At 61.4% G+C, this 26,953-nt stretch carries 27 protein-coding genes; 12 read left to right on the top strand and 15 right to left on the bottom strand.

Annotated features, from left to right (window positions below; all coding sequences use genetic code 11):
* Positions 1-2: 2 nt before the first annotated feature.
* Complete coding sequence (locus AACY02_RS10595; protein WP_221734175.1) at positions 3-932, bottom strand: LysR family transcriptional regulator; 930 nt, start codon at positions 930-932, stop codon at positions 3-5.
* Positions 933-1,052: 120 nt separating this feature from the next.
* On the opposite strand from AACY02_RS10595, the gene AACY02_RS10590 reads away from it, so the two are divergent.
* The 3 genes from AACY02_RS10590 to AACY02_RS10580 all read left to right on the top strand — a co-directional run bounded on the left by AACY02_RS10590 (position 1,053) and on the right by AACY02_RS10580 (position 2,731).
* Positions 1,053-1,346: a putative quinol monooxygenase gene (locus tag AACY02_RS10590; RefSeq protein ID WP_339431888.1), complete on the top strand. Its 294-nt coding sequence runs from the start codon at positions 1,053-1,055 to the stop codon at positions 1,344-1,346.
* 32 nt (positions 1,347-1,378) lie between these two features.
* Positions 1,379-2,392, top strand: a complete 1,014-nt coding sequence (locus AACY02_RS10585; protein WP_339431887.1) for a zinc-binding alcohol dehydrogenase family protein — start codon at positions 1,379-1,381, stop codon at positions 2,390-2,392.
* Between the two features lie 165 nt (positions 2,393-2,557).
* Positions 2,558-2,731, top strand: a complete 174-nt coding sequence (locus tag AACY02_RS10580; RefSeq protein ID WP_339431886.1) for a hypothetical protein — start codon at positions 2,558-2,560, stop codon at positions 2,729-2,731.
* A 7-nt stretch (positions 2,732-2,738) separates the two neighbouring features.
* Here AACY02_RS10580 and AACY02_RS10575 read toward each other — a convergent pair whose 3' ends face one another.
* Together AACY02_RS10575 and AACY02_RS10570 are read right to left on the bottom strand one after the other, a co-directional pair.
* Positions 2,739-3,941: a multidrug effflux MFS transporter gene (locus tag AACY02_RS10575; RefSeq protein ID WP_339431885.1), complete on the bottom strand. Its 1,203-nt coding sequence runs from the start codon at positions 3,939-3,941 to the stop codon at positions 2,739-2,741.
* Positions 3,942-4,030: 89 nt separating this feature from the next.
* Complete coding sequence (locus AACY02_RS10570; protein ID WP_221734180.1) at positions 4,031-4,228, bottom strand: cation transporter; 198 nt, start codon at positions 4,226-4,228, stop codon at positions 4,031-4,033.
* Positions 4,229-4,376: 148 nt separating this feature from the next.
* Here AACY02_RS10570 and AACY02_RS10565 point away from each other — a divergent pair, with 148 nt between their 5' ends.
* The 3 genes from AACY02_RS10565 (at position 4,377) to cueR (ending at position 7,758) form a co-directional block, all read left to right on the top strand.
* Positions 4,377-4,760 (top strand): hypothetical protein, encoded by a 384-nt coding sequence (locus AACY02_RS10565; RefSeq protein WP_221734181.1) that lies wholly within the window; start codon positions 4,377-4,379, stop codon positions 4,758-4,760.
* A gap of 194 nt (positions 4,761-4,954) precedes the next feature.
* Positions 4,955-7,348, top strand: coding sequence for a heavy metal translocating P-type ATPase (locus AACY02_RS10560; RefSeq protein WP_339431884.1), 2,394 nt, complete (start codon positions 4,955-4,957; stop codon positions 7,346-7,348).
* On the top strand, positions 7,345-7,758 hold the full coding sequence (cueR, locus tag AACY02_RS10555; RefSeq protein ID WP_339431883.1) for a Cu(I)-responsive transcriptional regulator: 414 nt from the start codon (positions 7,345-7,347) through the stop codon (positions 7,756-7,758). Before AACY02_RS10560 ends, cueR begins: the two co-directional genes overlap by 4 nt.
* Here the strand turns inward: cueR and AACY02_RS10550 are convergent.
* From AACY02_RS10550 to AACY02_RS10540, 3 genes are all read right to left on the bottom strand, one after another.
* Positions 7,712-8,920, bottom strand: coding sequence for an MFS transporter (locus tag AACY02_RS10550; protein ID WP_339431882.1), 1,209 nt, complete (start codon positions 8,918-8,920; stop codon positions 7,712-7,714). The two genes, cueR and AACY02_RS10550, sit on opposite strands and share 47 nt — an antisense overlap.
* Before the next feature lie 222 nt (positions 8,921-9,142).
* Positions 9,143-10,039 (bottom strand): PA4780 family RIO1-like protein kinase, encoded by an 897-nt coding sequence (locus AACY02_RS10545; protein WP_339431881.1) that lies wholly within the window; start codon positions 10,037-10,039, stop codon positions 9,143-9,145.
* A gap of 232 nt (positions 10,040-10,271) precedes the next feature.
* Positions 10,272-11,549, bottom strand: a complete 1,278-nt coding sequence (locus AACY02_RS10540) for an acetyl-CoA C-acetyltransferase (protein WP_339431880.1) — start codon at positions 11,547-11,549, stop codon at positions 10,272-10,274.
* Positions 11,550-11,720: 171 nt separating this feature from the next.
* Here AACY02_RS10540 and AACY02_RS10535 point away from each other — a divergent pair, with 171 nt between their 5' ends.
* From AACY02_RS10535 to AACY02_RS10520, 4 genes are all read left to right on the top strand, one after another.
* The gene (locus tag AACY02_RS10535; RefSeq protein WP_339431879.1) at positions 11,721-13,073 is read left to right on the top strand and encodes a 3-oxoacyl-ACP reductase; all 1,353 of its coding nucleotides are present in this window, start codon (positions 11,721-11,723) and stop codon (positions 13,071-13,073) included.
* 2 nt (positions 13,074-13,075) lie between these two features.
* The gene (locus AACY02_RS10530) at positions 13,076-13,930 is read left to right on the top strand and encodes a MaoC family dehydratase (RefSeq protein ID WP_339431878.1); all 855 of its coding nucleotides are present in this window, start codon (positions 13,076-13,078) and stop codon (positions 13,928-13,930) included.
* A gap of 303 nt (positions 13,931-14,233) precedes the next feature.
* A complete protein-coding gene (locus AACY02_RS10525; protein ID WP_339431877.1) occupies positions 14,234-15,781 on the top strand; it encodes a collagen-like triple helix repeat-containing protein in 1,548 nt (515 codons plus the stop codon).
* A gap of 134 nt (positions 15,782-15,915) precedes the next feature.
* The gene (locus tag AACY02_RS10520; protein ID WP_339431876.1) at positions 15,916-17,586 is read left to right on the top strand and encodes a ShlB/FhaC/HecB family hemolysin secretion/activation protein; all 1,671 of its coding nucleotides are present in this window, start codon (positions 15,916-15,918) and stop codon (positions 17,584-17,586) included.
* Between the two features lie 68 nt (positions 17,587-17,654).
* Here AACY02_RS10520 and AACY02_RS10515 read toward each other — a convergent pair whose 3' ends face one another.
* The 8 genes from AACY02_RS10515 to cpaB are packed head-to-tail and all read right to left on the bottom strand — an operon-like array spanning position 17,655 to position 25,101.
* Positions 17,655-17,933: a DUF3613 domain-containing protein gene (locus AACY02_RS10515; protein WP_339431875.1), complete on the bottom strand. Its 279-nt coding sequence runs from the start codon at positions 17,931-17,933 to the stop codon at positions 17,655-17,657.
* 11 nt (positions 17,934-17,944) lie between these two features.
* Complete coding sequence (locus AACY02_RS10510; RefSeq protein WP_339431874.1) at positions 17,945-18,634, bottom strand: hypothetical protein; 690 nt, start codon at positions 18,632-18,634, stop codon at positions 17,945-17,947.
* Between the two features lie 10 nt (positions 18,635-18,644).
* Positions 18,645-19,535 carry a type II secretion system F family protein gene (locus AACY02_RS10505; RefSeq protein ID WP_339431873.1) on the bottom strand — a complete coding sequence of 297 codons (891 nt, stop codon included), beginning with the start codon at positions 19,533-19,535 and terminating at the stop codon, positions 18,645-18,647.
* Complete coding sequence (locus tag AACY02_RS10500; protein ID WP_339431872.1) at positions 19,532-20,416, bottom strand: type II secretion system F family protein; 885 nt, start codon at positions 20,414-20,416, stop codon at positions 19,532-19,534. The genes AACY02_RS10505 and AACY02_RS10500 overlap by 4 nt, the downstream gene beginning before the upstream one ends.
* Before the next feature lie 10 nt (positions 20,417-20,426).
* Positions 20,427-21,698 carry a CpaF family protein gene (locus tag AACY02_RS10495; protein WP_339431871.1) on the bottom strand — a complete coding sequence of 424 codons (1,272 nt, stop codon included), beginning with the start codon at positions 21,696-21,698 and terminating at the stop codon, positions 20,427-20,429.
* Positions 21,695-22,885 (bottom strand): pilus assembly protein, encoded by a 1,191-nt coding sequence (locus AACY02_RS10490; protein ID WP_339431870.1) that lies wholly within the window; start codon positions 22,883-22,885, stop codon positions 21,695-21,697. The genes AACY02_RS10495 and AACY02_RS10490 overlap by 4 nt, the downstream gene beginning before the upstream one ends.
* On the bottom strand, positions 22,882-24,132 hold the full coding sequence (locus tag AACY02_RS10485) for a type II and III secretion system protein family protein (protein ID WP_339431869.1): 1,251 nt from the start codon (positions 24,130-24,132) through the stop codon (positions 22,882-22,884). Before AACY02_RS10485 ends, AACY02_RS10490 begins: the two co-directional genes overlap by 4 nt.
* Before the next feature lie 21 nt (positions 24,133-24,153).
* Positions 24,154-25,101 (bottom strand): Flp pilus assembly protein CpaB, encoded by a 948-nt coding sequence (gene cpaB, locus AACY02_RS10480; RefSeq protein ID WP_339431868.1) that lies wholly within the window; start codon positions 25,099-25,101, stop codon positions 24,154-24,156.
* 339 nt (positions 25,102-25,440) lie between these two features.
* Between cpaB and AACY02_RS10475 the strand changes: the two genes are divergently transcribed.
* Positions 25,441-25,641 carry a Flp family type IVb pilin gene (locus AACY02_RS10475; RefSeq protein ID WP_339431867.1) on the top strand — a complete coding sequence of 67 codons (201 nt, stop codon included), beginning with the start codon at positions 25,441-25,443 and terminating at the stop codon, positions 25,639-25,641.
* Between the two features lie 71 nt (positions 25,642-25,712).
* On the top strand, positions 25,713-26,120 hold the full coding sequence (locus tag AACY02_RS10470) for a response regulator (protein ID WP_339431866.1): 408 nt from the start codon (positions 25,713-25,715) through the stop codon (positions 26,118-26,120).
* A gap of 37 nt (positions 26,121-26,157) precedes the next feature.
* Here the strand turns inward: AACY02_RS10470 and AACY02_RS10465 are convergent, their stop codons facing one another.
* Positions 26,158-26,934 (bottom strand): response regulator transcription factor, encoded by a 777-nt coding sequence (locus AACY02_RS10465; RefSeq protein ID WP_339431865.1) that lies wholly within the window; start codon positions 26,932-26,934, stop codon positions 26,158-26,160.
* Positions 26,935-26,953: the final 19 nt, after the last annotated feature.

The raw sequence follows: 26,953 nt of genomic DNA, 5'->3' as shown, positions 1-26,953 counted from the left end.
GACTAATGATCAAGTTTCTGGAAAACGGGAAATTGACTACTCAAATCAGCGCAACGGCTGGCGAGCATTTCCCTCAGCAGGTTCACCGGCTTACTCAATTGTGCGCGATGTGCGCACAAAAGATTCAGCGGAGCGCGCTCACAAAGCAGCTCCGGCAACAGCACTTTGAGGCGCCCGGCGAGGACATCGGCGCCCACGTCCAGCCAGGATTTGTAGGCAATGCCCGCGCCGGCCACCGCCCACAACCGCACGACGTCGGCGTCGTCACTGAAACGATCGCCACTGACGGTCAAACCGACTTCGCGCTTACCGTCGTGAAAACTCCAGTGGTCATGCACCCGGCTGCCGAGCATGTACAACAGGCAATTGTGCTGAGCCAGTTGTTCGAGTTGGCGCGGTTCGCCGTGCCGCGCCAGATAGGCCGGGGATGCGCAAAGCACGCGGCGGTTATGCGGGGCGATGGGCAAGGCGATCAGGCTGGAGTCTTCCGGCTCGCCATAACGCAGGGCGATGTCCACCGGCTGGCGAAACAGGTCGGCGATGCGGTCGCCGAGCAACAGGCGTACGGTCAGTTTCGGATGTTCACGCTGGAACTCGTCGAGCCAGGGCAACAACAGGTTGCGCCCGAAATCCGAAGGCGCCGACAACTGCAAGACCCCGCTGACCTGCTCCTGCCCGCTGGCCAACAGACGTCGGCCCTCATCGAGGTTGCTCAGCGCGGCCCGGGCGTATTCGAGAAAGCCTTCACCCTCGGCGGTCAGGCGAAGACTGCGCGTGGAGCGCGCCAGCAACCGTGCGCCGAGTTGCTGCTCAATGCGCTTCAACGCCGCACTGGCCACCGCGGCGGACATGTCCATCACCCGCGCCGCCGCTGACAGGCTGCCCAGATCCGCCGCCCGAACAAACAACTGCAAGTCATCGAAACGCAGCATCCACAGCCTCGATTATCAAAAAAACATTGAAAGAGACTGCTCTTTTAGCCGGTTTTATCTTGCAGAGAAATAGCCAATCATCTGCGCCATCGAATTCATCCCGCTTCTATGGAGCCGAGCATGTCCCAGCCATTCACCGCTATTGCCACCCTGACCGCCAAACCCGGCCAACAGGACACCCTTGAGCAGGCGTTGCGCGCACTGGTAGAGCCAAGCCGTGCCGAAGACGGTTGCAGTCAGTATGACTTGCATCGCGATCTGACCGACCCGCAGGTGTTCTACGTAATCGAACACTGGGCCAGCGAAGCCATCCTGCAAGCGCACAACGCCAGCGCACACTTTCAGAATTTCCAGGCCACTGCCGGCCAGTGCATCGAACACTTCGAACTTAAACGTCTGGGCAGCATCGCCTGAACCTTTCTTTTATTACCTTTACGGAGCCCCTCATGAAAGCCATTGCTTATTACGCCTCCCTGCCGATCAGCGACGCAAAATCCCTGCAAGACATCGAGCTGCCGGAACCGGTGGCTGGCCCGCGCGATTTGCTGGTGGAAGTCAAAGCCATTTCGGTCAATCCCGTGGATACCAAAATTCGCCAGAACGTCGCCCCTGAAGGCGGCGCGGCGAAAGTGCTGGGCTGGGACGTGGCCGGAGTGGTCAAGGCTGTGGGCAGTGAAGTGACGCTGTTCAAGGCTGGCGATAACGTCTTCTACGCCGGTTCCATCGCCCGCGCGGGTGGCAACAGCGAACGGCACGTTGTGGATGAGCGAATTGTCGGGCACATGCCCAAATCCCTGGGTTTCGCTGAAGCCGCCGCCCTGCCCCTGACCGCGATCACCGCGTGGGAGTTGCTCTTCGAACGCCTGCAAATTCGCGAAGGTAAAACCGCCGAAGGCCAGAGCCTGCTGATCGTCGGCGCGGCGGGCGGCGTGGGCTCGATCCTCACGCAACTGGCCAAGCAACTGACCGGTCTGAACGTGATCGGCACCGCCTCCCGTGAGCAGACCCGCGATTGGGTCAGCGAGTTGGGCGCGGACCTGGTGATCGATCACAGCCAGCCGCTGAGCGAAGCGCTCAAGCGTGCCGGGATCAACCAAGTGACCCACGTCGCCAGCCTGACCCAGACCGAGCAGCACCTGGACCAACTGATCGAAGCCCTGGCGCCGCAAGGCAAGCTGGCGCTGATCGACGATCCGAAGTCGCTGGACGTGACCAAGCTCAAGCGCAAGAGCCTGTCACTGCACTGGGAGTTCATGTACACCCGCTCGCTGTTCGAGACGCCGGACATGATCGAACAGCACAACCTGCTCAACCGCGTGGCCGAACTGGTTGATGCCGGAACATTGAAGACGACGGTTGGTGAGCACTTTGGCAGCATCAATGCGGCGAATCTGCGTCGGGCGCATGAATTGCTGGAGAGCGGCAAAGCCAAGGGAAAAATTGTTTTAGAAGGTTTCTAAACAGCAAAAAATCGCAGTCTTCGGCAGCGCCAATAACGGGCTGGCGGGGGCTGCGATATTTTTTGGGCCGTCAGTCTGACAGTTGATCCTTGTCACAATTGCGATCGTATTCAGGTCTACAATCGACGCCTCTGCGATACATCTTTTACGCAAGGGAGGTCAGCAATGAAGATCCTGATAAAAGAAGTGGCAAAGTCTCAATGGCAGGTTCGCCTGGACCAGCACGCCGTGACATTCCGCAGTGAAGCCGAAGCCTTGGCCTTCATCCGCACCCTCGAAGCGCGCATTTGCGCGCCCCATCAGATCCCCGACCTCAGCCAGCAACGCGCTGCCGGTTGAGGTTTTCTTATGCCTCGGCCCGGGCTTGCGCCAGTGTTCGGGCATTCTGTAAACGCCGGGTGAGCATCGCGGCGCTCACCACCAACAAACCGCACAGGCTGATGACCATTGCCATCGGCACGGCGGAGCCATCGTGCAACACGCCCACCAGCGCCGAAGCCCCAGCGGCGACGCTGAACTGCATGCAGCCGAGCAACGCCGACGCACTGCCGGCGCGGCCACCCTGCCCATTCATTGCACAGGCTGCGGCATTGGGACTGATGCAGCCAAGGCTGGCCACACAGATGAACAAAGGGATCAGCAGCGGCCACAGTGCCTCGGTGTGCAAAGCCGCGACCGCTAGCAAAGTCAGACCGGCGGCCAGATAAACCCAGACCGCGCGCGACAGCAGAAACGCCGGGCCTCGCTTGGCCAATAGCCGCGCATTGATTTGCGCCACCAGAATGAACCCCGCCGCGTTGGTGCCGAACAGCCAGCCGAAATGCTCCGCCGGCACGCCATACAGTTTGATAAAGATGAACGGTGAGCCCGCAATGTAGGCAAACATCCCGGCGATGGCGATGCCGCCGGTCAGGGCATGGCCGATATAAACCGGATCCTTCAACAGGCGTCCATACTGGCGCAAGGCACCGGACAACGGTTGGCGCGGTATATGCGCCGGCATACTTTCCGGCAGACCGAGGGCCACCGCCAAGCCGGCCAATGCACTGAAAACGGTCAGCACCAGAAAGATCGACTGCCAACCCGTGGTGTTGACCAGCAGGCCGCCGAGCATCGGCGCCAGGATGGGGGCCAGGCCCATCACCAGCATCAGCTGCGAAAAGACCTTCGCCGAGCCCACCGCATCGCATTTGTCGCTGACCACCGCCCTAGAAATCACCATCCCCGCACAGCCACCCAGCGCCTGCACGAAGCGTGCGCCGATCAGCCATTCCAGATTTGGCGCATAAGCGCAGGCCAGGGACGCCAGCGTGAACAGCGCCAGACCAATAAGCAACGGAACCCGTCGACCGAAGCGATCCGCTACCGGGCCGTAAGCCAGTTGGCCAATCGACAGACCAAGGAAGTACGCGGCCAGCGTCATCTGGACGTGTTTTTCATCGGTAGCGAATGCCAGCGCCATGGAGGGAAACGCAGGCAAATAAAAGTCGATCGCCAAGGGACCGAAGGCGGTCAAGGCACCGAGAATCAGAATGGTACGGAAGTTCATCAGGCATCCAGGTTGGCAAGTCGGCAGCCCGACAGTTTAGCCGCGCCCGGACGCCTTGAACATTCCGATAGCTCGCTAACTATTAAAAATCAGACGAGTTTGATGGCGTAACCTTCCTCGCTGATGGCGGCGATCACCTGATCGGCCGTCATTACACTGTCGACACCGACCTCTTTGGCTGCCAGATCAACCTGCACAACGGCCGCCGGATCCTTGGCTTGCACCGCGTTGGTGATCGCTTTGACGCAGTGGCCGCAGGACATGCCTTGAACGTTGAACACTTGCATGGGATGACTCCTTTGAGTGAGGTTGCCAGCAGTTTTGAGCTTGCCATGGTGACAAGGTCAAGTTCTTGAATAAACGGCCGGGCTGGCAATCGGCGCCGCGCTCGGCCAAGCTGCGTGCATCAATGACCTAAACTCAGGAGATTCAGCCATGCGCTGGTCAGCTTTCAGCCTGTTTGGCTTGCTCAGCCTCTTCGCCTTCCTGCCTCAGGCCAACGCGACCGGGGAGGACTACGCCGTTTTGATCATTTCGCGCGAGCGTCTGGAAGTGCCGACGTCTTGCGAGATTGGCGTGTACATCCAGGATCAGTTTGCAGGGCGACTGCTTCAAGAGCAGTCCACCTCGTTCAACCTGCCCCATGGTACTTTTTCGATTCGTCTGAAACTGGAGCCAGGTCAAGTATCGGGTTGTCAGCCCGGCATGCTGGCACCACCGGCGCAGGAGATCTCGCTCAAGGCTGGCGATGTGGTGAAGTACCGTATCGCCTCATCCGCCAAAGGCTTGTACCTGCGGCCCGCCGCCCTCGAATATTAAGCCCGTCCAGAATGTGGGAGCGGGCTGGCTCGCGAAAGCGTTGTGTCATTCAACAAAGACCTTGAATGTCACGCCTCTTCGCGAGCCAGCCCGCTCGCATTTTTTTGCCCTGCGACATCGTGCCGATTGGCGCTTGACCTTGCCCGCATGGCAAGGTTGATCCTTGTAGGCATCCTCTACAGGGAGTACGACCGATGTCCGAATCCATCACTTTCGATCTGCCGATTGCCGGCATGACCTGCGCCAGTTGCGCCGGGCGTGTCGAGCGGGCCTTGAGCAAAGTCAGCGGCGCCAGTGCCGTCAGTGTCAATCTCGCCACCGAACAGGCCCGCGTCCAGGCCCCCGCCGACAGTCTGCCGGCCTTGATGGACGCGATAGAGCGCGCCGGCTATAGCGTGCCGCAACAGACACTCGAACTGAGCATCGACGGCATGACCTGCGCCTCTTGCGTCGGCCGCGTCGAACGCGCCCTGAACAAAGTTCCCGGGGTGAAAAGCGTCAGCGTCAACCTGGCCAACGAGCGCGCCCACCTTGAGCTGCTTGGGCAGGTCGATGAGCAAACCCTGCTCGACGCGGTGAGCAAGGCCGGTTATTCGGCCAGCGTCTGGCAAGCCGAACACCCGCCAACCGACAAACAGCATCAACACCTGCAACACGAACGTTGGGCGCTGATCTGTGCGATCGCCCTCGCCCTGCCACTGGTGGCGCCGATGCTTCTGCAACCGTTCGGCATTCATTGGATGCTGCCGGCCTGGGCGCAATTTGCTCTCGCTACTCCGGTGCAATTCATTTTCGGCGCACGCTTCTATATCGCGGCGTGGAAAGCCGTCCGCGCCGGCGCCGGCAACATGGACTTGCTTGTCGCCCTTGGCACCAGCGCCGGTTATGGCTTGAGCCTTTACGAGTGGGCCACCGCTGCCGGGCGCATGCCGCACCTGTACTTCGAAGCATCGGCGGTGGTCATCGCCTTGGTGTTGCTCGGCAAATACCTGGAAAGCCGCGCGAAACGCCAGACCGCCAGCGCCATCCGCGCGCTCGAAGCCTTGCGTCCGGAACGGGCGATTCAATTGATCGACGGTCGCGAACAGGACGTCGCCATCAGCGCCCTGCATCTGAACGACGTGGTTCTGGTCAAACCCGGCGAGCGCTTCCCGGTCGACGGTGAAGTGCTGGAGGGCCAGAGCCACGCCGACGAAGCCCTGATCAGTGGTGAGAGCCTGCCGGTGCCGAAACAACCCGGCGACAAGGTCACCGGTGGCGCGATCAACGGGGAAGGCCGGTTGCAGGTGCGCACCACCGCCCTTGGCGCCGAAAGCGTACTGGCGCGGATCATTCGTCTGGTGGAAGACGCTCAGGCGGCGAAAGCACCGATCCAGAAACTGGTGGATAAAGTCAGCCAAGTGTTTGTGCCAACCGTGTTGGTTTTGGCCCTGGCAACGCTGATCGGCTGGTGGCTTTACGGCGCGCCGATGGAAACCGCGCTGATCAACGCGGTCGCCGTATTGGTCATCGCTTGCCCCTGCGCCTTGGGCCTCGCCACGCCCACCGCCATCATGGCCGGCACCGGCGTGGCAGCGCGTCACGGCATCCTGATCAAGGACGCCGAAGCCTTGGAACGCGCCCATGAAGTCAGCAGCGTGGTGTTCGACAAGACTGGCACGCTGACCTCCGGCGCGCCACGCATCGCGCATTTCAACGCGGTCGACGGTGATCAAAACACCCTGCTGAAACTGGCCGGCGCCCTGCAACGCGGCAGTGAGCATCCGCTGGCCAAAGCCGTGCTGGACGCCGCTGCCGAACGTGATCTGACGGTGCCCGACGTCAGCGACAGCCAATCGCTGACCGGTCGCGGCATTGCCGGCACTTTCGAAGGTCGGCGTCTGGCGCTGGGCAATCGGCGGATGCTCGAAGACAACGGTTTAAACGCCGGGACTCTGGGCGAATCCGCCAAAGCCTGGGAAGCCGAAGGCCGCACCCTGTCGTGGCTGATTGAACAAAGCCCCGAGCCGCGTATTCTCGGGTTGTTTGCCTTCGGTGACACGTTGAAACCCGGGGCACTGGAAGCGGTGCAACAACTGGCCGCACGAGGCATCCACAGTCATCTGCTGACCGGCGACAACCGTGGCAGCGCCCGCGTGGTGGCCCAGGCCTTGGGCATTGAAAACGTGCACGCCGAGGTACTGCCAGCCGACAAAGCCGCCACCGTCACCGAACTGAAGAAAACCGGCGTCGTCGCCATGGTCGGCGATGGCATCAATGACGCCCCGGCTCTCGCCGCCGCCGACATCGGCATCGCCATGGGAGGCGGCACCGACGTGGCCATGCATGCGGCGGGCATCACCCTGATGCGCGGCGATCCACGGCTGGTGCCGGCGGCGCTGGACATCAGCCGCAAGACCTACGCGAAGATCCGCCAGAACCTGTTCTGGGCCTTCGTCTACAACCTGGTCGGCATTCCGTTGGCAGCGTTCGGCTTCCTCAACCCGGTGTTGGCCGGCGCGGCGATGGCGCTGTCGAGCGTCAGCGTGGTGAGCAATGCGCTACTGTTGAAAACCTGGAAGCCCAAGGATCTGGAGGAGCACCGATGAACATCGGCCAAGCAGCCAAGCACAGTGGCCTGAGCGCGAAAATGATCCGCTATTACGAGTCGATCGGTTTGCTTAAAGCGGCCCATCGCACCGACAGCGGCTATCGGATTTACGGCGACGATGATCTGCACACGCTGGCGTTCATCAAGCGCTCGCGGGACCTGGGCTTTTCACTGGAAGAGGTCGGCAAACTGCTGACCCTCTGGCAGGATCGCCAACGGGCCAGTGCCGATGTGAAAGCATTGGCCCGTCAGCACATCGACGAGTTGAACCACAAGATCCGCGAGCTTGGCCAGTTGCGCGACACCCTGCAGGATCTGGTCGAACACTGCCACGGTGACCATCGCCCCGATTGCCCGATCCTCAAGGAACTGGCGTCGGGCTGCTGCGCGCAACCCGCTCGCGCATGATCGCCAGCCCTTTCACCGCCAGCAACGTGCCCAAGGGAATGCCGTGAAACAGCATGACCACAGCCCCCGGCGTCCACCACCCATAGAACGGGGCGGCGATCAGCATACCCACGCCGAACCCGGTCATTTGCAGCAGGGTCAAAAAGCTGAAGATCGGCAGGCGCAGGTGTTCGGGCTCACGTTGCAGACGCGACAGCAGACCGACCTCGGAAAAGCCGTCGCCCAATCCCGCCGGCAATGAAAACAGCAACAATCCCAAAAGGCTGTGTTGCTGGAACATCAGGATGAACCCGCAGGACATCAGCGCCACGCCAAAGAAAAACCGCCGCTCCAGATGGCTGTTGTCCGAGCCTTTGAGGCGACTGGCGATCCGTGCGCCGAGCAGCTTGCCGCTGGCCCACACCGCGAGCATCAAGCCCAGGGTTGTGCTGGCCGAATCGGGCGACAGCAGTTTGGAAATGATCGGGAAACCGACGTTGTGCGCGGCGCTGCCCAAGGTGTCGGCCATCGTCACGGCGAGCATCGCGGCAATCACCGGGGCACTGCGCAGACCTTGCTTGAGGGCTGACCATTCGCCGCGTTCAGGCGCTTCATTGAGGGTCGATGGGGCGAAACGCAGCGGCACAATCAACAAAGCCGCCAGCAAATAGGTCAGCGCATTCAGGGCGAACACCGTTTCAAAACCGAAGCCTGCCACCAATAACCCCGAGACCAGACTGCCGCCGACCATCGCCGCCGACGAGGCCGAGGTGATCCAGGCATTGGTCTTGATTAACTGCGTCTGAGGAATCAAACGCGGCAACTGGCTGTTGAGGCCGATGGCAAACATCGAATTGCCCAGGCCCAGGCCGAACGCAATAAACGGCAACAGCAACGCTTGCTGAGCGACCGGCACGATCAACAGCAAACCGAGCACAGCGGCGCGTAACAGATCGAACGCGATCAGCGGTACACGCCCGCTGAAGCGTCGGTAAAACCGCGTGCCGATCAGACTGGCGAAAATCCCGCCACCGACGCGACTGGCGAGGAAGATCCCCACGCTCATGGCGCTGTTGCTCAGCAAGTAGACGTAAGTGGCCAGCGCGACCATGTTGAGGAAGGCGCCGAAATCGGAGATCAGCCGGGCGGTGATGATCAGGTGGGCGTTGCGAGGAGGGGTCACATTCAGTCCTTGAGTGCGCGCAGGCGAACAAGATTCCCATACACATTGGAGCAACACCATAGAACCTTGGGAGCGGGCTGGCTCGCGAACGCGTTGTATCAGGCAACATTGATGACGACTGACACGCCCCTTTCGCGAGCCAGCCCGCACACAGGGGAACTTCGGTGCAGGCGAGAATGGGGCGGGCACAAAAAACCGGCCGAAGCCGGTTTTTCTAAACGATCATTGCATCCACGGTGGTGGCGGTGGTTCCTCTGACTTGCCCTTGGGCTCATCATCGGCTGCCCGAATCGCTTGCTTGCGCTCTTCGTCCAGCCGCGCCGCTTCGATCTCACGCAGCACCCCGCCGACGTCGGCCAGATCCTGCGGATCGTCGAACTCGCCGGTCAGCACGCTGCCCGGGTGCAAGATGCCGGCTTCGTACAGCGCCCACATTTCCTTGGCATACCTGGTCTTCTTCAACTCCGGCGCAAAACGGCCGAAGTACGAAGCCATGTTGCCAACGTCACGTTCGAGCATGCTGAACGCGTGGTTGTTGCCCGCCGCGTCCACCGCTTGCGGCAGGTCGATGATGACCGGGCCGGTCGGTGTCAGCAGCACGTTGAACTCGGAGAGGTCACCGTGCACCAGACCGGTACACAACATCAGCACGATCTGCGAAATCAGGAACGCGTGATACTCGCGGGCCTGATCAGGCTCCAGCACGACGTCATTCAGACGCGGCGCGGCCTCGCCGAATTCGTCGGCCACCAGTTCCATCAACAGCACGCCATCGAGGAAGTCGTACGGCTTGGGCACTCGCACCCCGGCACCGGCCAGACGGAACAGTGCCGCCACCTCGGCGTTCTGCCAGGCATCCTCGGTCTCTTTGCGACCGAACTTGGAGCCTTTTGCCATGGCGCGAGCCTGTCGGCTGTTGCGCACCTTGCGGCCTTCCTGATACTCGGCCGCCTGACGGAAACTGCGTTTGTTCGCCTCCTTGTAGACCTTTGCGCAACGCAACTGATTGCCACAGCGCACCACATAAACAGCTGCTTCTTTACCACTCATCAGTGGACGCAGCACTTCGTCGACCAGACCGTCCTCGATCAGGGGTTCAATGCGTTTTGGAGTCTTCATCAGCTTTTATTGTGGGTCCTTTATTACCAAACACGCGAATGTCACTCGTTATACGGCAATCCTCGCATCTCGGGGAGGGGGTGCCGACCTGTGAACGTTGAAGATGCACACACTGTGCCGGAAAATCGACCGCGGCCAATCATAGCGGAGCCGGTCATGAATATTGGCAAATGGCGTTGAGGGCATTTGCGACAGAATCTGACATGACGCCATTCCCACAGTGAAATGGGCGTCAACGCTCGATAATAGCGGTAACCCCCTGTCCACCCGCCGCACAAATCGAAATCAGCCCCCGGCCCTTCCCAGCCGCGTCCAGCAACTTCGCCAAATTCGCGACAATCCGCCCACCTGTCGCGGCAAACGGGTGCCCGGCCGCCAACGAACTGCCCTTCACATTGAGACGGCTGCGGTCTATCGAGCCCAACGGCGCATCGAGCCCCAAACGGGTTTTGCAGTACTCGGGATCTTCCCAGGCCTTTAGCGTGCACAACACCTGCGCGGCAAACGCTTCATGAATCTCGTAGTAGTCGAAATCCTGCAGGGTCAGGCCGTTACGCGCCAGCAACCGTGGCACCGCATACACCGGCGCCATCAACAGGCCCTCGGCGCCGTTGACGAAATCCACCGCCGCCGCCTCGCCATCGCGCAGGTAGGCCAGGATGGGCAAACCACGTTCCTTCGCCCATTCCTCACTGCCCAGCAAGACCACAGAGGCTCCATCGGTCAGCGGTGTGGAGTTGCCCGCCGTCAGCGTGCCTTTGGCGCTTTTTTCGAAGGCCGGTTTCAGCGAGGCGAGTTTTTCCAGGGTCAGGTCCGGGCGCAGATTATTGTCGCGAGTCAGGCCAAGGAACGGCGTCATCAGGTCGTTGTGCCAGCCTTCGCTGTAGGACGCGGCGAGCTTGTGATGACTTTCAAGCGCCAGTTGATCCTGATCTTCGCGAGCAATGTTCCAGGTCTGCGCCATCAATTCGCAGTGTTGGCCCATCGACAGGCCGGTGCGCGGTTCGCCATTGCGCGGAAACTCCGGGATCAAATGGTTGGGCCGCAGTTGCAGGAAAGCCTTGAGTTTGTCACCCGTGGTTTTGGCGCGATTGGCTTGCAGGAGGATTTTGCGCAGGCCTTCGTTGACGCTGATCGGCGCATCCGAGGTGGTGTCGACACCGCCGGCGATGCCGCAATCGATCTGCCCGAGGGCGATTTTGTTGGCCACCAGCAACGCGGCCTCAAGGCCCGTGCCGCAGGCTTGCTGGATGTCATAGGCAGGCGTAGCCGGCGAAAGACGTGAGCCGAGTACGCATTCGCGGGTCAGGTTCATATCCCGTGACAATTTAAGCACCGCGCCTGCCACCACCTCGCCCATGCGCTGGCCGTGCAGGTTGTAGCGCTCGATCAGGCCTTCGAGGGCAGCGGTGAGCATCGCCTGATTGCTGGCCGTGGCGTACGGGGCGTTGGAACGGGCGAAAGGGATACGGTTACCGCCGATGATCGCGACGCGGCGCAACTGACTCATGAAAACCTCCTTATTGAATATCCTGATTCACCTGGAACCTTGTGGGAGCCGGCAACAAAACAGCCTGGGCAAACTACTCTGCTGTTCTAGCGTAGGCCTTATTGCCTGGATCGAACGATTGATTGCCGTGGGTAGTCCACACTTTGAACCCCAACTTCTGGAGAGCGTTCCATGTCTGACCGCTATATCGACTTCGCCAATTCGTCCATCGGCCATCGTCTGGTCGGGGCTCTGGGCCTGCCGTCGCCGGTGCGGCTGGAACGCTGGCAGGGCGGCCGCCTGCGGCCGGTGGATGGTGCACTGCTGATCGGGGGCGGGCCGTTGACTGAGCGCGTCAATGCGTTCGCCAACCGCCTGACCGATGCGATCTACAGCTATGGCACCGAACCGTCGATGGCCACCGCGTGGATTCCCGGCCATGGCCCGAAAATCAAGGCCGTGGTGTTCGACGCCAGTCATTTGCAGCACACCGACCACCTCAAGCAACTGCGCGAGTTTTTCCAGCCGTTGATGAAAAATCTTGAGCACAGCGCCCATCTGGTGATGCTTGGCCGAGCGCCGGAAACCCTGGAAGATCCGTTCGCCGCCAGCGCCCAACGGGCACTCGAAGGGTTTTCCCGCTCGCTGGCCAAAGAGCTGCGCAGCGGCGGCACGCTGCAGTTGATCTATGTTGGCGAAGGGGCCGAAGATCAACTGGAAGGTCCGCTGCGGTTTTTCCTTTCGCCGAAAAGTGCGTTCGTGTCCGGGCAGGTGATTCGCCTGACCGCGTGTGCGACACCGGTCACCGACTGGACACGGCCACTGGCTGGACGCAAAGCCTTGGTGACCGGTGCTGCGCGAGGCATTGGCGCCTCCATCGCCGAAACCCTGGCCCGCGACGGTGCCGACGTCATCCTGCTTGACGTGCCGCCGGCCAAGACTGATCTCGACGCCCTCGCCGCGCGCCTTGGCGGGCGCAGCATTACCCTCGACATCTGCGCCGAAGACGCTGGCGCACAACTGATCGAACAGCTACCCGACGGCCTCGACATTCTGGTGCACAACGCCGGGATCACCCGTGACAAAACTCTGGCCAACATGACCCCGGAATTCTGGGACGCCGTGCTGGCGGTCAACCTCAACGCGCCACAAGTGCTAACCAAGGCTCTGCTCGACAGCGGCACTGTGCACGACAACGCGCGAATCGTTTTGCTCGCCTCGATCAGCGGTATCGCCGGCAACCGTGGGCAAACCAACTACGCCGCGAGCAAGGCCGGATTGATCGGTCTGGCGCAAGCCTGGGCGCCGACGCTGCTGGAACGCGGCATCAGCATCAACGCCGTGGCGCCGGGGTTCATCGAAACCCAGATGACTGCCCACATCCCGTTTGGCCTGCGTGAAGCCGGGCGCCGCATGAGCTCGCTGGGCCAGGGCGGCTTGCCGCAGGACGTCGCCGAGGCGGTGGCGTGGCTGGCGCAACCGGGTACCGGCGCGTTCACCGGGCAGGCGTTGCGGGTCTGTGGACAAAGTGTTCTGGGGGCTTAGGCATGAGCATCGAATGGTACACACTGGACCGTGAACCGAGCCTTCCCGGGCTGTATGCGCGGGCAGCGACGCGACGCAAGATCACCGGCACGCAATTACCCGACAGCGGTTTGCGTTGCTTCGTTGATGTCGATGACCAACGGCTGGCCGCCTACCGCAAGGTCTGCGGTTTTGCCGACGACGGTCTGTTGCCGCCAACGTATCCACACATCCTCGCCTTCGCGTTGCAGATGCAATTGCTCACGGCCAAGGACTTCCCGTTTCCGCTGCTGGGGCTGATTCATTTGCGCAACCGCATTCGTGTGTTGCGGCCGATGGGCGGGATCAGTCGCGCACAAATCAGCGTGCGGGTGCACAATCTGCAACCGCATCCCAAAGGCGCGACGTTCGATGTGTTGACCACGCTGGATGATCAACTCGGGCCGTTGTGGGAAGCCGAAAGCCAGATGCTCTGTCGCGGCGTTAAGCTCGATGGCGAACCGCTGGAGCAGCACTGGGAGCCTTCGCAATCGCTGGTGGAGGTGGCGAAGTGGAAAGCCCCGGCAGACATCGGCCGGCAATATGCCAAGGTCTCGGGCGACTACAACCCGATCCACTTGAGTGCGCCCAGCGCCAAGCTGTTCGGTTTTCCTACCGCTATCGCCCATGGCTTGTGGAACAAGGCGCGCACGCTCGCGGCGCTGGCCGATCACTTGCCCAAGGCCAACCTTGAAATCACCGTGTACTTTCGCAAACCGGTGCGACTGCCCAGCGAGGTCACACTGCTCGCCACAGCAGCGGGCTCCAGCGGAGAGTTGCAGTTGGTCGGCACGCAGAATCTGGAGCATATGGTCGGGCACTGGCAGCCGGTGGGGTGACCTCACGCGCCGGGAAACACCCGTAAATTGTATATATATAACTTAAGTTTTCTTCCGGCTTTTGCCCTGACTTGAAGAACACCAAGCCTTGATTTTCAAGGCTTTTTTTTGCGCGCTTATCGCTTGGGTATTAGTCCTTAGGCACTGCGAACAGCCTATATATAAAGGCGTTAATACCATCTAGAGAATGGCGTGAATCAGCGCCCGGATCGAGATTGGCACCACGGACGAGGCATTGCCAGCGACAGACCGGCAAGCCATCGAAGACAACGAACGTTGTACCAGGTGCAAGGAATCTCAATCATGAAAACTCAAGACGTGTGGTGCAAATCAGCAATCGCTCTGGCATTGATCCTCTCCCTTGGTCTCGCTGGCTGCAGCAGCGGCGGTGGCGGCCATCACAGCAGCTCCGGCAGTTCTTCGCCAGACAGTTCAACCGCCGGCACTGGCGGGACTGGTAGCAGCGGTGATACCGCTGGCACAGGTGGAACCGGTGGTACTGGCGGCACGGGCGGCACCGATCCGACCAACCCAACCAATCCGACTGACCCAACCGATCCAACCAACCCGACCAATCCGCCCGCCGCACGACTGGTGACCACCACCCTCGTACAGGATGTCGGCACAACCGTCAGTGGCCTGGGTGATGGCGTCGGCCAGATTGGCGATTCTTTGAGCACCGCTCCTGTGGTCGGTGGCGTCGTGCAGAGCGCGGCAAGAACCGCCGGCAATGTGGTCACGACCTTGGGTGACGGCGTCACCAACGGCATCGGCAAACTCGCCACCGACCCTAACGGCCTGACCACCACCGTGGCTTCGGTCGGTGGCGTGGTGCAGGATGTCGGCGACGGCGTGTCCGACCTCAGCGGCAAACTGGCAACCGCAACCAGTAGCGTTCCAGTGGTCGGCGGCGTGGTCACCAAAGTCGCACCGGTGCTCGACGGTGTCGGCCAGAAAGTCACCATGCTCGGCGATACCCTCAACACCACCCTCAGCAACGGCCCGACCAGCCAACTGACCAATAAACTCGGCAGCAGTCTGGTACCAGTGATCGCCATGGTCGAAAGCACCACCGACAAAGTCGGCGATGCCACCGGCCTGGGTGACCCACTCCAAGGCGTGATCCAGAAAGTCGGCAGCACCGTTGACGGTGTCGGCGACAAGGTGACTGGCGCCGGCAATGGCAATGCGCTGAGCAACACCCTCGGCGGCGCTTTGAGCAACGCAGGCACCGCTACCGGCAAGGCTGGCGGCCTGGTGTCCAACGGCACCGGCTCCAGTGGCGGCGTGGGCGGTGGCCTTGGCGGTCTCGGTGGTGGCCTGGGCGGTACTGGCCTGCTGCAAACCGTCGGCGGCGCCGTCGTCAACGTGGGCACAGGCTTGAACGCTGGCAGCACCAATGGCGCGGTCAGTGCCGGTGGCGTGACGGCGGGCGGGCTGGGCAATGCTGTCGCCTCGCTGAACACTGTCCTCGGTGGCTCGGGTAGCCCGATCACCTCCACAACCGCGCCGTTGGCCGCGCTCGGCAACAATGTCGGCGGCGCACTCAACCCGGTCACCAGCGCAGTCACCGGCCTGACGCAACAGGTGGGCGCCGCCACGGGTCTGGGCAGTCCTGTGGCCAGCCTCACCGGCCAGGCCGGCAGCGCGGTGAGCAATCTCGGCGGTGCGATTGCCGCCACTAATAACCCGGTCACTACCGCTGTCGGGGGCCTGGTCAGCAACGTCGGCGGTGTCGTCACTGCCGCTGGCGGTCTGGTCAACGGAGGCACCGCCAGCGGCGGCACCACCGGTGGTCTGGGCGGTGTTCTGGGTGGCCTGACCGGCGCTCTGGGTGGTAACAAACACTAAATTGCACCTGGCCGATTCGACGGCCGCACCTACAGCGCCTACGCTTGGTTGAGGGCGGAAGATTCCTACGAGTCTTCCGCTTCTTTCTTAGGAGAACATCAGCCCTGCGCTGTGATCTGACCACGGAGTGTCCTATGCGCTTTATGGCATCCCTGCTGTTCCTCAGTCTCAGTTCCGCCGCCCTCGCCGACACCCTCCCCAGCTTCCTCAATAGCAACGAAACCATTCGCAACCTGCCCGTACCCAATCTACCGGCAGACGCCTATCGTCCGACGGCTACGCCGCTGCAAGTGCCTGACCCCGGCGCAGCCGCCTCACAGCCATTGATGATGCAGACCAAAGTCAATCTCAAGACCGTGCAGATCGAAGGCGGCACGATCTATCCGCTCAACGAATTGGCCGACATCTACAAACCGCTGATCGGTCACCAGAGCAGCCTCGCCGACCTGATCGAAGCCACGCGCAACATCACCCGGCGCTACCAGCAGGATGGGTATCTGCTGTCCTACGCGTTCCTGCCGCAACAAAGTTTCGACGACGGCGTGGCACGCGTTGTGTTGGTCGAAGGCTATGTTCGCGACATACAAATGCAGGGCGACGTCGGCCGGGTCAAAGGCCTGCTCGACAATCTGGCGGCGAAAATCCAGGCCGAACGGCCACTGACCCGCAAGACTTTCGAGCGCTACACCACGCTGATGACGCGCATTCCCGGCGTCACCATTCAGGCCCAGGTGCCGCCACCCGGCACCACCGATGGCGCCACGACGCTGGTCGCCCAGGCCAGCCGCAAACCGTTCACCAGCACACTCAGCACCACCGAAGACAACCGCAACGGCACGCAGGCCCTGCTCGGCGTCAGCAGCAACTCGCAAACGTCCATGGGCGAACAACTGACCCTCAGCGGTCTGTTCCCACCGGGTGACGACCACGAGCATTACTATCGCCTGGACTACAACCAGTTCCTCGACAGCGAGGGTACGCAACTCGCCCTGTCCGCCTCACGCTACCGTGCCGACCCCGGCACCAACGTGTTGCTCGACAATGGCCTGCAACTCAAACCGCACCGTGAGAATGATCGCTACTCGATCGGTTTCACCCTGCCGCTGATTGCAGCGCCCAACGAACTGCTGACCGCCGGCTCGCGGCTCTACGCGGTCAACGACAAGACCCGCTATAAAGTGATCGGCTACCCGCTGAGCGTCGAGGAGCGCACCGACATCCGCGCCCTCGCCTTCGAAAGCGACTGGCGCAAGGCCGATGCCCGGCAACTGCGCATCCTCAGCGGCGGCCTGTATCAAGGGCTGGACAGCATGGGGGCGAAAACCAACAACAGCGCGCTGGACCTCAATTTCTTGCGTCTGCGCCTGTCCGGGGTGCAAAGCGACAAGTTCCTCGACAACTGGCAAGGCGTGCTCTCGGCCGCGTTGTACTGGAGCGACGACACCTTGCCCGACAGCGAACGCGCGGTATTTGGCGGGCAGAATTTCGGTCGCGGCTACCCCGACGATCAGGCGTCCGGCGACAAGGGCTGGGGGGTGGCGTACGAGGTCAACTACAGTTTCAACCGCGACGGCAACTGGCTGCGCATCCTGCAACCCTACGTGGTGCTCGATCGCTCGCGCAGTTGGTTCAATAAACTGCCGGTGCAGGCCAACAATCTGTCGTCGGCGGCAGTCGGGCTGAGGTTCGGCGATGCCAAGTACTACAACATTTCGCTGGAGGCAGCGAAGGCAATGTCGGATGAAGCACTGGACACGTTCAACCGCCGGGCACGGTACAGCATCAGTTTCAGTTATCAGCTATAGAAACGGCTGGCGCCTGTCAGAACGCTTGCTCGCGAAGAACGATGACGCGGCGAGCCTGTTGAATACTGTCAGCCGCCGCCACCCGTTCCACTGCTGACCTTGCCACCCTGCTCCTGATCGAAAAACGGCGGGATTTCATGCTGGTAGCTTTTCAGCCAACGCTGCATCACCAGTTCGCGCTCAGTCGGCGTCTGGGTCTGAGGTATGGGCGAGGCCACTTTGTTGCGGCTTTGCAGCAGCAGCCAGCCTTCGGTTTCCTGTTGCTGGGCCGAGGCCGGGCCGGCGTCGATGGCGTGACTGGTGAGCGGCAGGGCCAGCAAGCCCAGGCAAACAATGATGGCTTTCATCGCGGGTCTCCTTATTTGAGCATCGCCGTAACGGCGGCGGGAGATGGGCTCGGCACTTTGAGTTTTTCCGCGCGGCTCTGTGCTTCGCTGAACTGTGCGGGGCTCAGGCCGAGGCGGCTGACCAGTTCGGCGGCGCGGTTCCAGTCATCCTGATACAGCAACAGCGTGACCAGATTCAGTGCGGCCAATTGATCGCTCTGCTTGAGTTCCATGGCGGTGAGGAATTCAAAACGCGCATCTTCGATACGCAATTGATTGAGGTAGACCACCCCCAGATCGTTGCGGATTTTTTCGTCGGTCGGGGCCAGGCGTGCGGCGCGTTGCAGGTGCGCCTGCGCCTGGCCGTAGTCGGACTTCGCGGCCGCGAGTTGTCCCAGACCATGTTCGGCTTCGGCCGCCAGGCAGGTGCCGAGCAAGCTGCGATACAACGGTTGGGCCTCGCTGCGACCGAGCAAGCGGTAAACCCTGGCCTTGCGCAGACGCACATCGGCGAGGTTGTCCGGCAGGCTTTGCAGGTTGGCCAGACTGGCGTGGAGCTTGCCTTCGTTGGCCATGTCGTCGGCCAGGTTCAGCGACAGTTGCTGATCGGAACTCAACTTGCCGCAACTGGCGCTGCTGGTCAGCGCCTCCCAGGGGTTTTGCCCGGTGTTGGCACAGCCACCGAGCAACAACAGGCAAACACCAGCCATCATTGCTTTCATCACCACTCCTTCATGCCCCCAATGCCTTGGCCAGGGCGGTGAAGCCCGGGCCGGCCAGGACGATCAATAATGCAGGGAAGAGAAACAGCATCATCACGACGGACATTTTTGCCGACATCTTCGAAATGTATTCCTGCAGGCGCGTGAGGCGCCGGTCATCGAGCAGTTGCTTGAGCGACAACAGCGATTTCATCGCCCCACCGCCCTGATGCAGCAACTGCTGGAGAATCACGCAGGTGTCGGTGAACTCATCCACCGCCAACAGTTGCGTGGCCTTGTTCAGTTCTTCGCCCAGTTCAAGGCCCGAGTCGACCCGGGCCAGCACCAGGCGCAACTCATGAGTCAGCACGGGGAGCAACGCTTGGCCTTCATGGCTCAGCACACGCAGTGCCTGCTCCACGGCCATGCCGGACTCGAAGAGGATGCGCAGCAACGGAATAAACGTGCCGATCTCACTGGCCAGTTGTTTCTGTCGCTGGGCAACGGCCATCACCAGCAACCGCTTGGGCAGCAGGTAGCCGACGCCGAGGGCGAACAACGGCGCGATCCATTGTTTTTCCACGGTGGGGAAAAACACCGATTGCAACAGCACTGCCAGGGCCAGCATCAACAACGGCGCACCGATCTGACAGGCAGCGAACAGCGAACGCTGGCGTGCGCTGCGCCAGCCGAGACGGCTGAGCAGGGTTTGCGTTTCGTTGTCGAGCTTGACGCTGTGCTGCCCGACCTTGCTCTCGCCGAGCGACTGCAACAGGTTGCCGAGGCGGTTTTCGCGAATCAGGTCGCCGTCCAGTCGCCGGATGATTTGCCGCGCGCGGCGACGCTGCTCCAGCAGATGGGCGATCAGTAACACGGCGGCGCCGAGCAACAACAAGGCGCTGATCATCAGAGGCGTCGTCATAGGCTGCGCAACATCCGCCAGAGCAACAGACTGCCGATCACCTGCATGCCGAACGCCGTGGCGAGCATTCGCTGCCCGGACGGGTCGTGCCACATGGCGACCAGATAAACCGGATTGGCCATCAGGAAATACCCAGCCATGGCAATCGGCAACAATCCCAGCACCCACGCGGTGAGGCGGGTTTCACCGGTCATGGCGCGTAATTGGCGCGCAGCCTGATCGCGTTCGCGGATCATCTTGATCAGGTTTTCCAGCAACTCACTGGCATTGCCGCCGTAGCGATGATTGACCTTGAGGCCAAGGGCGAACAGACGAAACTCGTCTCGCTCGTAGAGTTCGGCCAGATCCGACACCGCGTCCGGCAAACTCACCCCCAACTGGACGTTGCGCTGCACCCGGCCCATGGCGTTTTTCAGCGGTTCTTCGCTGGCCTCGATGCCACCGAGCACCGCGTCGGCCAGCGTGCGACCCGACTTCAGGCTGCGCACGGTGTAATCGAGCAGTTGCGGCAGTTGCTCGATCATCCGCCGCAAGCGCCGTTGGTAGCGCCAACTGACGTACAACCGCACGGCCACTGGCGGCAACACCACCATCACCAGTACGCCGATCCATCCGGCGAGCGCCAGACCCAGCACGATGGCGAACATCCATAGCAAGACCCATGCACCAAGACGTTCGGTCGGCCGCCCCAGGCCCGCGCGCAAGAAGGCCCGTTCAAGGCCAGCCCAACGCGTTGGGGGGGCGTTTTCATGCGGCAGTCCCTCATTCAATCGCTCCATTACACGAGTGGCACCGCTCAGACGCCATGCCTTATAGAACAGACGCATGGATTGCCCGAACAACGCCAGACTGAGCAAGTACAGCAGCAGCGGTTTAAGCATGCCGTGGCCCTCAGTGCGCGAGCGTCGATTCGTGGCGCAGCTTGTCGCCGGCCGGGTTGACCGCCTCACGCAGAAAACCGACGCCTGTGCGCCGGTCGAGGCGGAACAAGGTGTTGGTGACATAGACGTCCTCGCGCACGCCCACCACTTCCACCACTTCGCTGACGCAGCGCCGACCATCGGGCAGGCGCGTCAGTTGAATCACCACATCCAGCGCGGCGCAGATCATCTGGCGCAGGGTGCGCTCGGCGATGGCGCGGCCGGTCAGGCCCACCAGGGTTTCCAGGCGCAGCAAGGCATCCTGGGCATTGTTGGCGTGCACGGTACTCATGGAGCCGTCGTGACCGGTGTTCATCGCCGTCAGTACATCGACCACTTCGACGCCTCGGATCTCGCCCAGGATGATCCGGTCGGGACGCATCCGCAGGGCGTTGCGGATCAGGTCGCTGGCCTTGACCTCGCCATGGCCTTCGGCATTCGGTGGCCGGGTTTCCAGACGCACGACATGCGGGTGGCCGAGCTGTAATTCGGCGACATCTTCAATGGTGACGAGACGTTCGCTGGGGTTGATCAACTGGCTGAGAATGTTCAGTAGCGTGGTTTTGCCCGTACCGGTGCCGCCGCTGATGAGAATGTTGCAGCGCTTGCCCACCGCCTCCTGAATGAAATCGTAGATCGCCTGATCGATGGTTTGCATGGCCATCAGGTCAGTGCTTTTGAGCATGTCCTTGCGAAATTTGCGGATCGACAGGCACGGGCCGTCGAGGGCAATCGGCGGGATGATGGCGTTGACCCGGCTGCCATCGGGCAGGCGCGCATCGACCATCGGTGACGACTCGTCCAGACGCCGACCGAGCGGCGCCAGGATGCGCTGCATCACGCGTTCGACGTGGTGGGCATCGATGAAACGCAGGTCACTGAGGTGCAGCAGGCCATCGCGTTCGATAAACACTTTGTGCGGGCCGTTGACCAGAATCTCCGTCACCGAACTGTCGCGCAGCAGCACTTCGAGCGGGCCGAAGCCGGTCAGTTCATCAACGATTTCTTCGGCCAGACGCTCCATTTCATAACGGGAAATCGCCAGGTGCAGGCGTGCGATGTATTCGGCGACTTTGTCGATGACGAATTGCGCCAGCACCTGCCGCGAGCCCTCCAGCAGGTTTTTCCCGGACTCTTCGATGGCGTCGATGATGTAGCGGTGCAGCACCAGTTTCAGGCCATCGTGATCGGTATTACCGGTCGCCTGGCGCTGTGGGCCGCCGAACAATTGCTCGCCGTTCATGAGGTGCCTCGCAAGCGGTCGAACCAGGTGACCTTCGGTTTGGCCAGGCCTTCAGAGCGTTTGGCCAGGCACTCACCGAGGGTGCGCAGGCTTTGGCTGAGGGCTTCACGCGGCGCCAGTTCGAACAGGGTCACGCCTTGATTTTTGGCGTTCAGGCGCAGTTCCGGGCTGTAGGCGAGCACGGCGATCACTTCCAGGCCGAAGGTCTTGCCCAGTGCCTCTGAGTCGGGCGCAACGTTGCGCAGGTAGCGATCCACCAGCAAGCGGCCGTGGTCGAGTTTCACGCCTTTCTCGCGCCACTGGTTCAGCACCGCCAGATTGCGCCGGCAGTCGAGCACGTTCTGGTCGGTGTACCACAGCAACTTGTCGCAATGGCTGACAAAGGTGCGCAGCGCTTCGCTGTCAGGCTGGCCGGTGAGGTTGACCACGATGTGCTGGAAGTGTTGGCGCAAGGCGCTGAGCAACATGTACAGCTCCGCAGTGCTGGTGCGCTCCAGCGGCTCATCGGCAGGGGCATAGGCGAGAATGCGCAGACCGGCTTCGGTGCTGGTGAAGGCGCTGTCGATCAGGGTCGCGTCGAGGCGTCGCAAGTGGCGCAACGCATCGCCGAAATGGAATGAACTCTCCAGCCCCAGCAAGGCCAGACTGTCACCGTGGGGCAGCCCCAGATCCAGCAACAGGGTTTGTTGACCACTCTTGTGCACCACCAGCGCCATATGGTTGGCCAGCAGTGCGCCGTCCGCATCGCTTTGCACACCGTAGAGCACCGTCAGCCCACCCAACGGGGTGTTCGGCGTCACCGCCGGCAGACGTTTACTCAGGCGCCGCACCAGCCCGGCGACTTCGCTGGAACGTGAGCCGTAGGCAACAAAGTCTCGCGCGCCGGCCCGCATGGCATTGAGTACAAGCTGATTGTCCATGCCGTCACCGAGGGCGACGATGGCGAGCATCGGTTTGGCTTCCAGAACGCCTTCGATCAACGCGCTCTGGGCCACCAGATGTTCGGGGTCGAGCCCGACGAAGACGAGGCTGGCGCAGGTGACGTCGACCAGCGCCAGCAGTTCATCAAGACTGCCGCCACCGGCACTGACCACCTGCCCCAGCGGTGCTAGCGCGCCTTGCAGCCACTCAAGATCGGTGTCGTTACGGGTGATGGCGAGGAAGGTCTGATTCAGGCTCTGGCTCATTGCGATAATCCGCTGCGTTTATCGAAGTTGCCGTTTTCAAGGAAGTACAGGCGATACCAGTTGGGGTCGTAGTTGCGCAGTTTTTCCCCGGGCAGCGAAGGCAGTGGTGCATTGACCGCCAGGGGTTGAACCAGGTGCGGGGTGACGATCATCAGCAGTTCACGCTCCTCGCGGTTGATCGATGAATTGCGGAAAAACGCGCCGATCACCGGAATGTCACCCAGCCCTGGAAATTTGCTCACCTGGGAAGCATTTTGCGTGCTGATCAAGCCGCTGATCACGAAGCTCTCGCCGTCGGCCAGCGAGATGCTGGTATCGGTGCGGCGGATAGTGAAGGCCGGCACCGTGGTGCCGCCGATGGTCACGCCATTGTTGTAGTCCAGTTCACTGACTTCCGGGGCGACCTTGAGCGCGATGCGGTCACGGCTGACCACGGTCGGGGTCAGCGTCAGACGGATGCCGAATTCCTTGTATTCGATGGAATAGCTGTTGCTGTTGGCACTGGGCACCGGGATCGGGATTTCGCCACCGGCCAGAAAACTCGCGCTCTGACCGCTCAACGCCACCAGGCTGGGTCGCGCCAGGGTGTAGGCGAAACCGCTGCCCTCCAATGCATTGACGATGCCGAGAAATTTACTGCTGCCGCCGCCCCAGACAATGTTGAACATGTCGTTGGCCAAGGGAATGTTCGGCGCAGTGATCGGCACCGTACCCGGCCTGACTCCGGTGCCGGGCACCGTGCCCGGAGTGCCGAACAGGAAGTTGTTCGAACCCTTGCCGTAAATCGAAGTGCCGGCCTCTTTGAGTTTGGTACGGCTGACTTCAACAAAACGTATGTCGGTCTGCACCTGCGAGGGCAAGGTCGGATCATCCGTGGCCGGCAGGGAAACGGTCTTCATCGCTGCACTGGCCTTACCTTGCACGAACACCATGCTTTGCCGTGGAGCACTGGCGCAGGCCGTCCAGATCATCAGCGTGGTTGCGCCGGGCCCAACGCCTGTGAGCAACACGGCCTTATCGCCGGTGGCACGCACGTCGGCGATTTTCGGATCGCCTACAGCGACCCGCGTGATCGCCACCGGCGATTGCAACGCCTGCTGCAAACCTTCGCCGACTTCCAGCACCGAGGGCAATGGCCCCAGCGCGGCGCAATTGCCGGTGGCGGCGACGGCGCTGCCGATCGAGGTGACACTCAGCAGCGAGGCCCAGAGCAAACCGTTGAACAGAGGCGTAAAGCGTATGCGCATGTAAAGGCGTCCTTGCTCGATTCAGGGTGTGGTTTGGGCGGTTTCAGCACCGCGGATGACTTCAACGGTGGGTTTGCGTGGGCCGGGCTGGCCGGCCACGGCCATGGGTTTGGGCGGCGGGGCCTGGGACAGTTGACTGAACTCGATCAGTTCGCGGCGAGGCGTGTCGAGCTGGGTAGCGACATTGTTTTCGCCCGCCCAGTATTTCGCCAGTTGCTGCTCATCGGCGCTGCGCACGGCCAGGCGCAAGACACCAGCGCTGGACGCCAGCATCAAGCGGCTGGCCAGCGTCTCTGGCACGGCCAGCAGCACGCTGCGGGCGGCCTGGCGCTGTTGTTCCTGTTTGAGTCGCTCCTCATCACTGCGTGCGGGATCTGCAGGCTGGCCGTCGTTGGTCAGGCCCAACTGGTTGCCGACGCCGAGCACACGCACCGCCGACACCACTTGTTGTGCCGAGGGCTGTGGATTGTTTTCGTCCTTGCGCAGAAACAGCAGCACGTCGACGTAATCGCCGGGGGCCAATTGCCCGCCGGCGTTGATGACTTCGTCCACCGCCACCGCCACCGCCCGTTCGCCGGGGCGGATCATGCGGGCCAGTGAGCTGCCGGATTCGAAGCTTTCGTCACTCAGCCAACTGCCGGCGCTCAAGTGCCGCCAAGGCGCACGGCCGATGACTTGATTGACATTGCCCAGGCTGCCGGCAGGCGCAGTGCGCAGTTTTTCCACGGCTACGTCGGCGGCGGTGATGTTCACGAACGGCGGGATGTCTCGCAGCAGTACGACGACGGGCTGACGCGTCGGGTCTTCCACAGGTTCGGTTTTGACGGCTGACGGCACCACAGGCTCAGTGGCGGGGGTAGCGACCGGTTCAGCGACCGGTGCCCGGCTCAAGGTAAGCCCCCAATATCCGGCAATGATGGCGCCCGCCAGTAACAACCCGGCCAGACCCAGAGTGACGCGACTGTTCATGACGGCTCTCCCTTTCCCGCATCGCTTTGTCTCTCATGCAATGTCCCGTGAATTCCAACGAGATAACTTCGCAATCAGGCAGCTATGAACAAGTAACTATTTCGCTATTTAACCGTAGCGCAGGCAGAACAAAACGCCATTACGAAGTGGGAAATATCCAGCAAAAGTAGAGGTCTAAGGCGCCAAATGTGGTTTTCTGCCGTTAAACGGCGCCCTACTACTTAGGTGTTAATCCGTTCTTACAGTTGAAGGGGTGGCAATTGCCAACAATGCTGAGGGTGGCACAGGGAAATCATGTTGCGAACGCGCAACACCTGGTGTGCCCCAAGGAGAATGCTTATGTCGTATTCCAAGGTTGCTCAAAAAATCAAATCTCATCTCGCCCTCTACAAAGGCTTGGGCAAAGACACTGAAGGCGCGTCCGCCATCGAGTACGCGCTGGTCGTCGGCCTGGTGGCGCTGGTGATTGCCGCATTCGGCAACGGTATAGGCAACGCGGTCACCACCATCCTGACTACAATCCAGACCGCCCTCACCTGATCGGACCGATAACTTGTCAATACGCCCATTGGGTTCTACCGTCAGCACTCAGTCCATTGCAGGTGTTGCCCATGAACTCTCCATACTCCCCGCGCCAGCAGTTGCTCCTCGTCGACGATGAAGAAGACGCACTGCTGGAGCTGGCAGAGTTGCTGGAGGGTGAAGGCTTCACCTGTCATACCGCCACGTCGGTGAAGCTGGCCCTGCACCATCTGACCCGCCACCCGGATATCGCCCTGGTGATCACTGATCTGCGCATGCCCGAAGAAAGTGGCATGTCGCTGATCAAGCGGCTGCGTGAACACACCTCACGCCAGCATCTGCCGGTGATCGTCACGTCCGGGCATGCGGACATGGAGGATGTCAGCGATATGCTGCGCCTGCAGGTGCTGGACCTGTTCCGTAAACCGATCTATCACGTACGGTTGCTGGAAACCCTGGACAACCTGTTTCCCAAGTCCAAAGCCCACATCGTTTGAGGTAGCTGACCCCGCATAACACCGGGGTCAGAGGGGATCAATGCGCAGTCACCCGATGACGCATACCCGAATTGCTCGGCGACAACGCCAGCGCCAATTGGGTGCGATTGTGCATGTGTGTCAGGCGCAAGACCTGCGAGACATAGAGCTTGACCGTGTTCTCGGTAATCCCCAGTTCACAGGCAATCTGATAGTTGGTCTGACCCTTGCCGACCAACCGTGCGACATCGATCTGGCGGGGCGACAACTGATTGAAGATTTCCGGTATCTCCACCCCCTCGCCATCACCCGACGCCTCTTCACTCACCGTCGAAGGCCCGCGGCGTACTTTGTCGAGGTCCTGGTAAAGATCGTCGATCGACTCGGACAGGTATTGCAGCTTTTGATTGAGGTGGCCCAACTGCAGGGTTTTCTGCCGTTCCCGCAATGCCGCTTCCTGACGCTGCAAACCTTCGAGCAGTTCGTCCAGGTCAATGGGCTTTTGGTAGTAATCGGCAATGCCGGCACGCAAGGCCTTGATCACGTCCTGCTTGTCGGCGCGCCCGGTCAGCATGATGGCCTCGAAGACCCGATGTTTACCCGACAACCGCTGCAGTTCCTGCACCAGTTCAATGCCGTCCATGTCCGGCATGTGCAGGTCGCACAGCACCAGGCCAATGGCGGTGTCCTCGGTGAATTGTTCAATGGCCTGCTTGCTCGACTCGCAAGGCACACATCGGTAGCCACTGCTCTCGATGAATTCGCAGAGTTCCTCGACAATCAGCGGTTGATCGTCGACCACCAGCACCTTTACAACAGATGTAAGCTCGTTCACATGCCACTCCATGCTCGGG

Source organism: Pseudomonas sp. EA_65y_Pfl2_P78 (genome assembly GCF_963970495.1).
In the GTDB taxonomy this organism is placed as follows: Bacteria; Pseudomonadota; Gammaproteobacteria; order Pseudomonadales; family Pseudomonadaceae; genus Aquipseudomonas; species Aquipseudomonas baetica_A.
The sequence above is the reverse complement of the archived record's forward strand: the minus strand, read 5'-3'. Positions and strand labels throughout refer to the sequence as shown.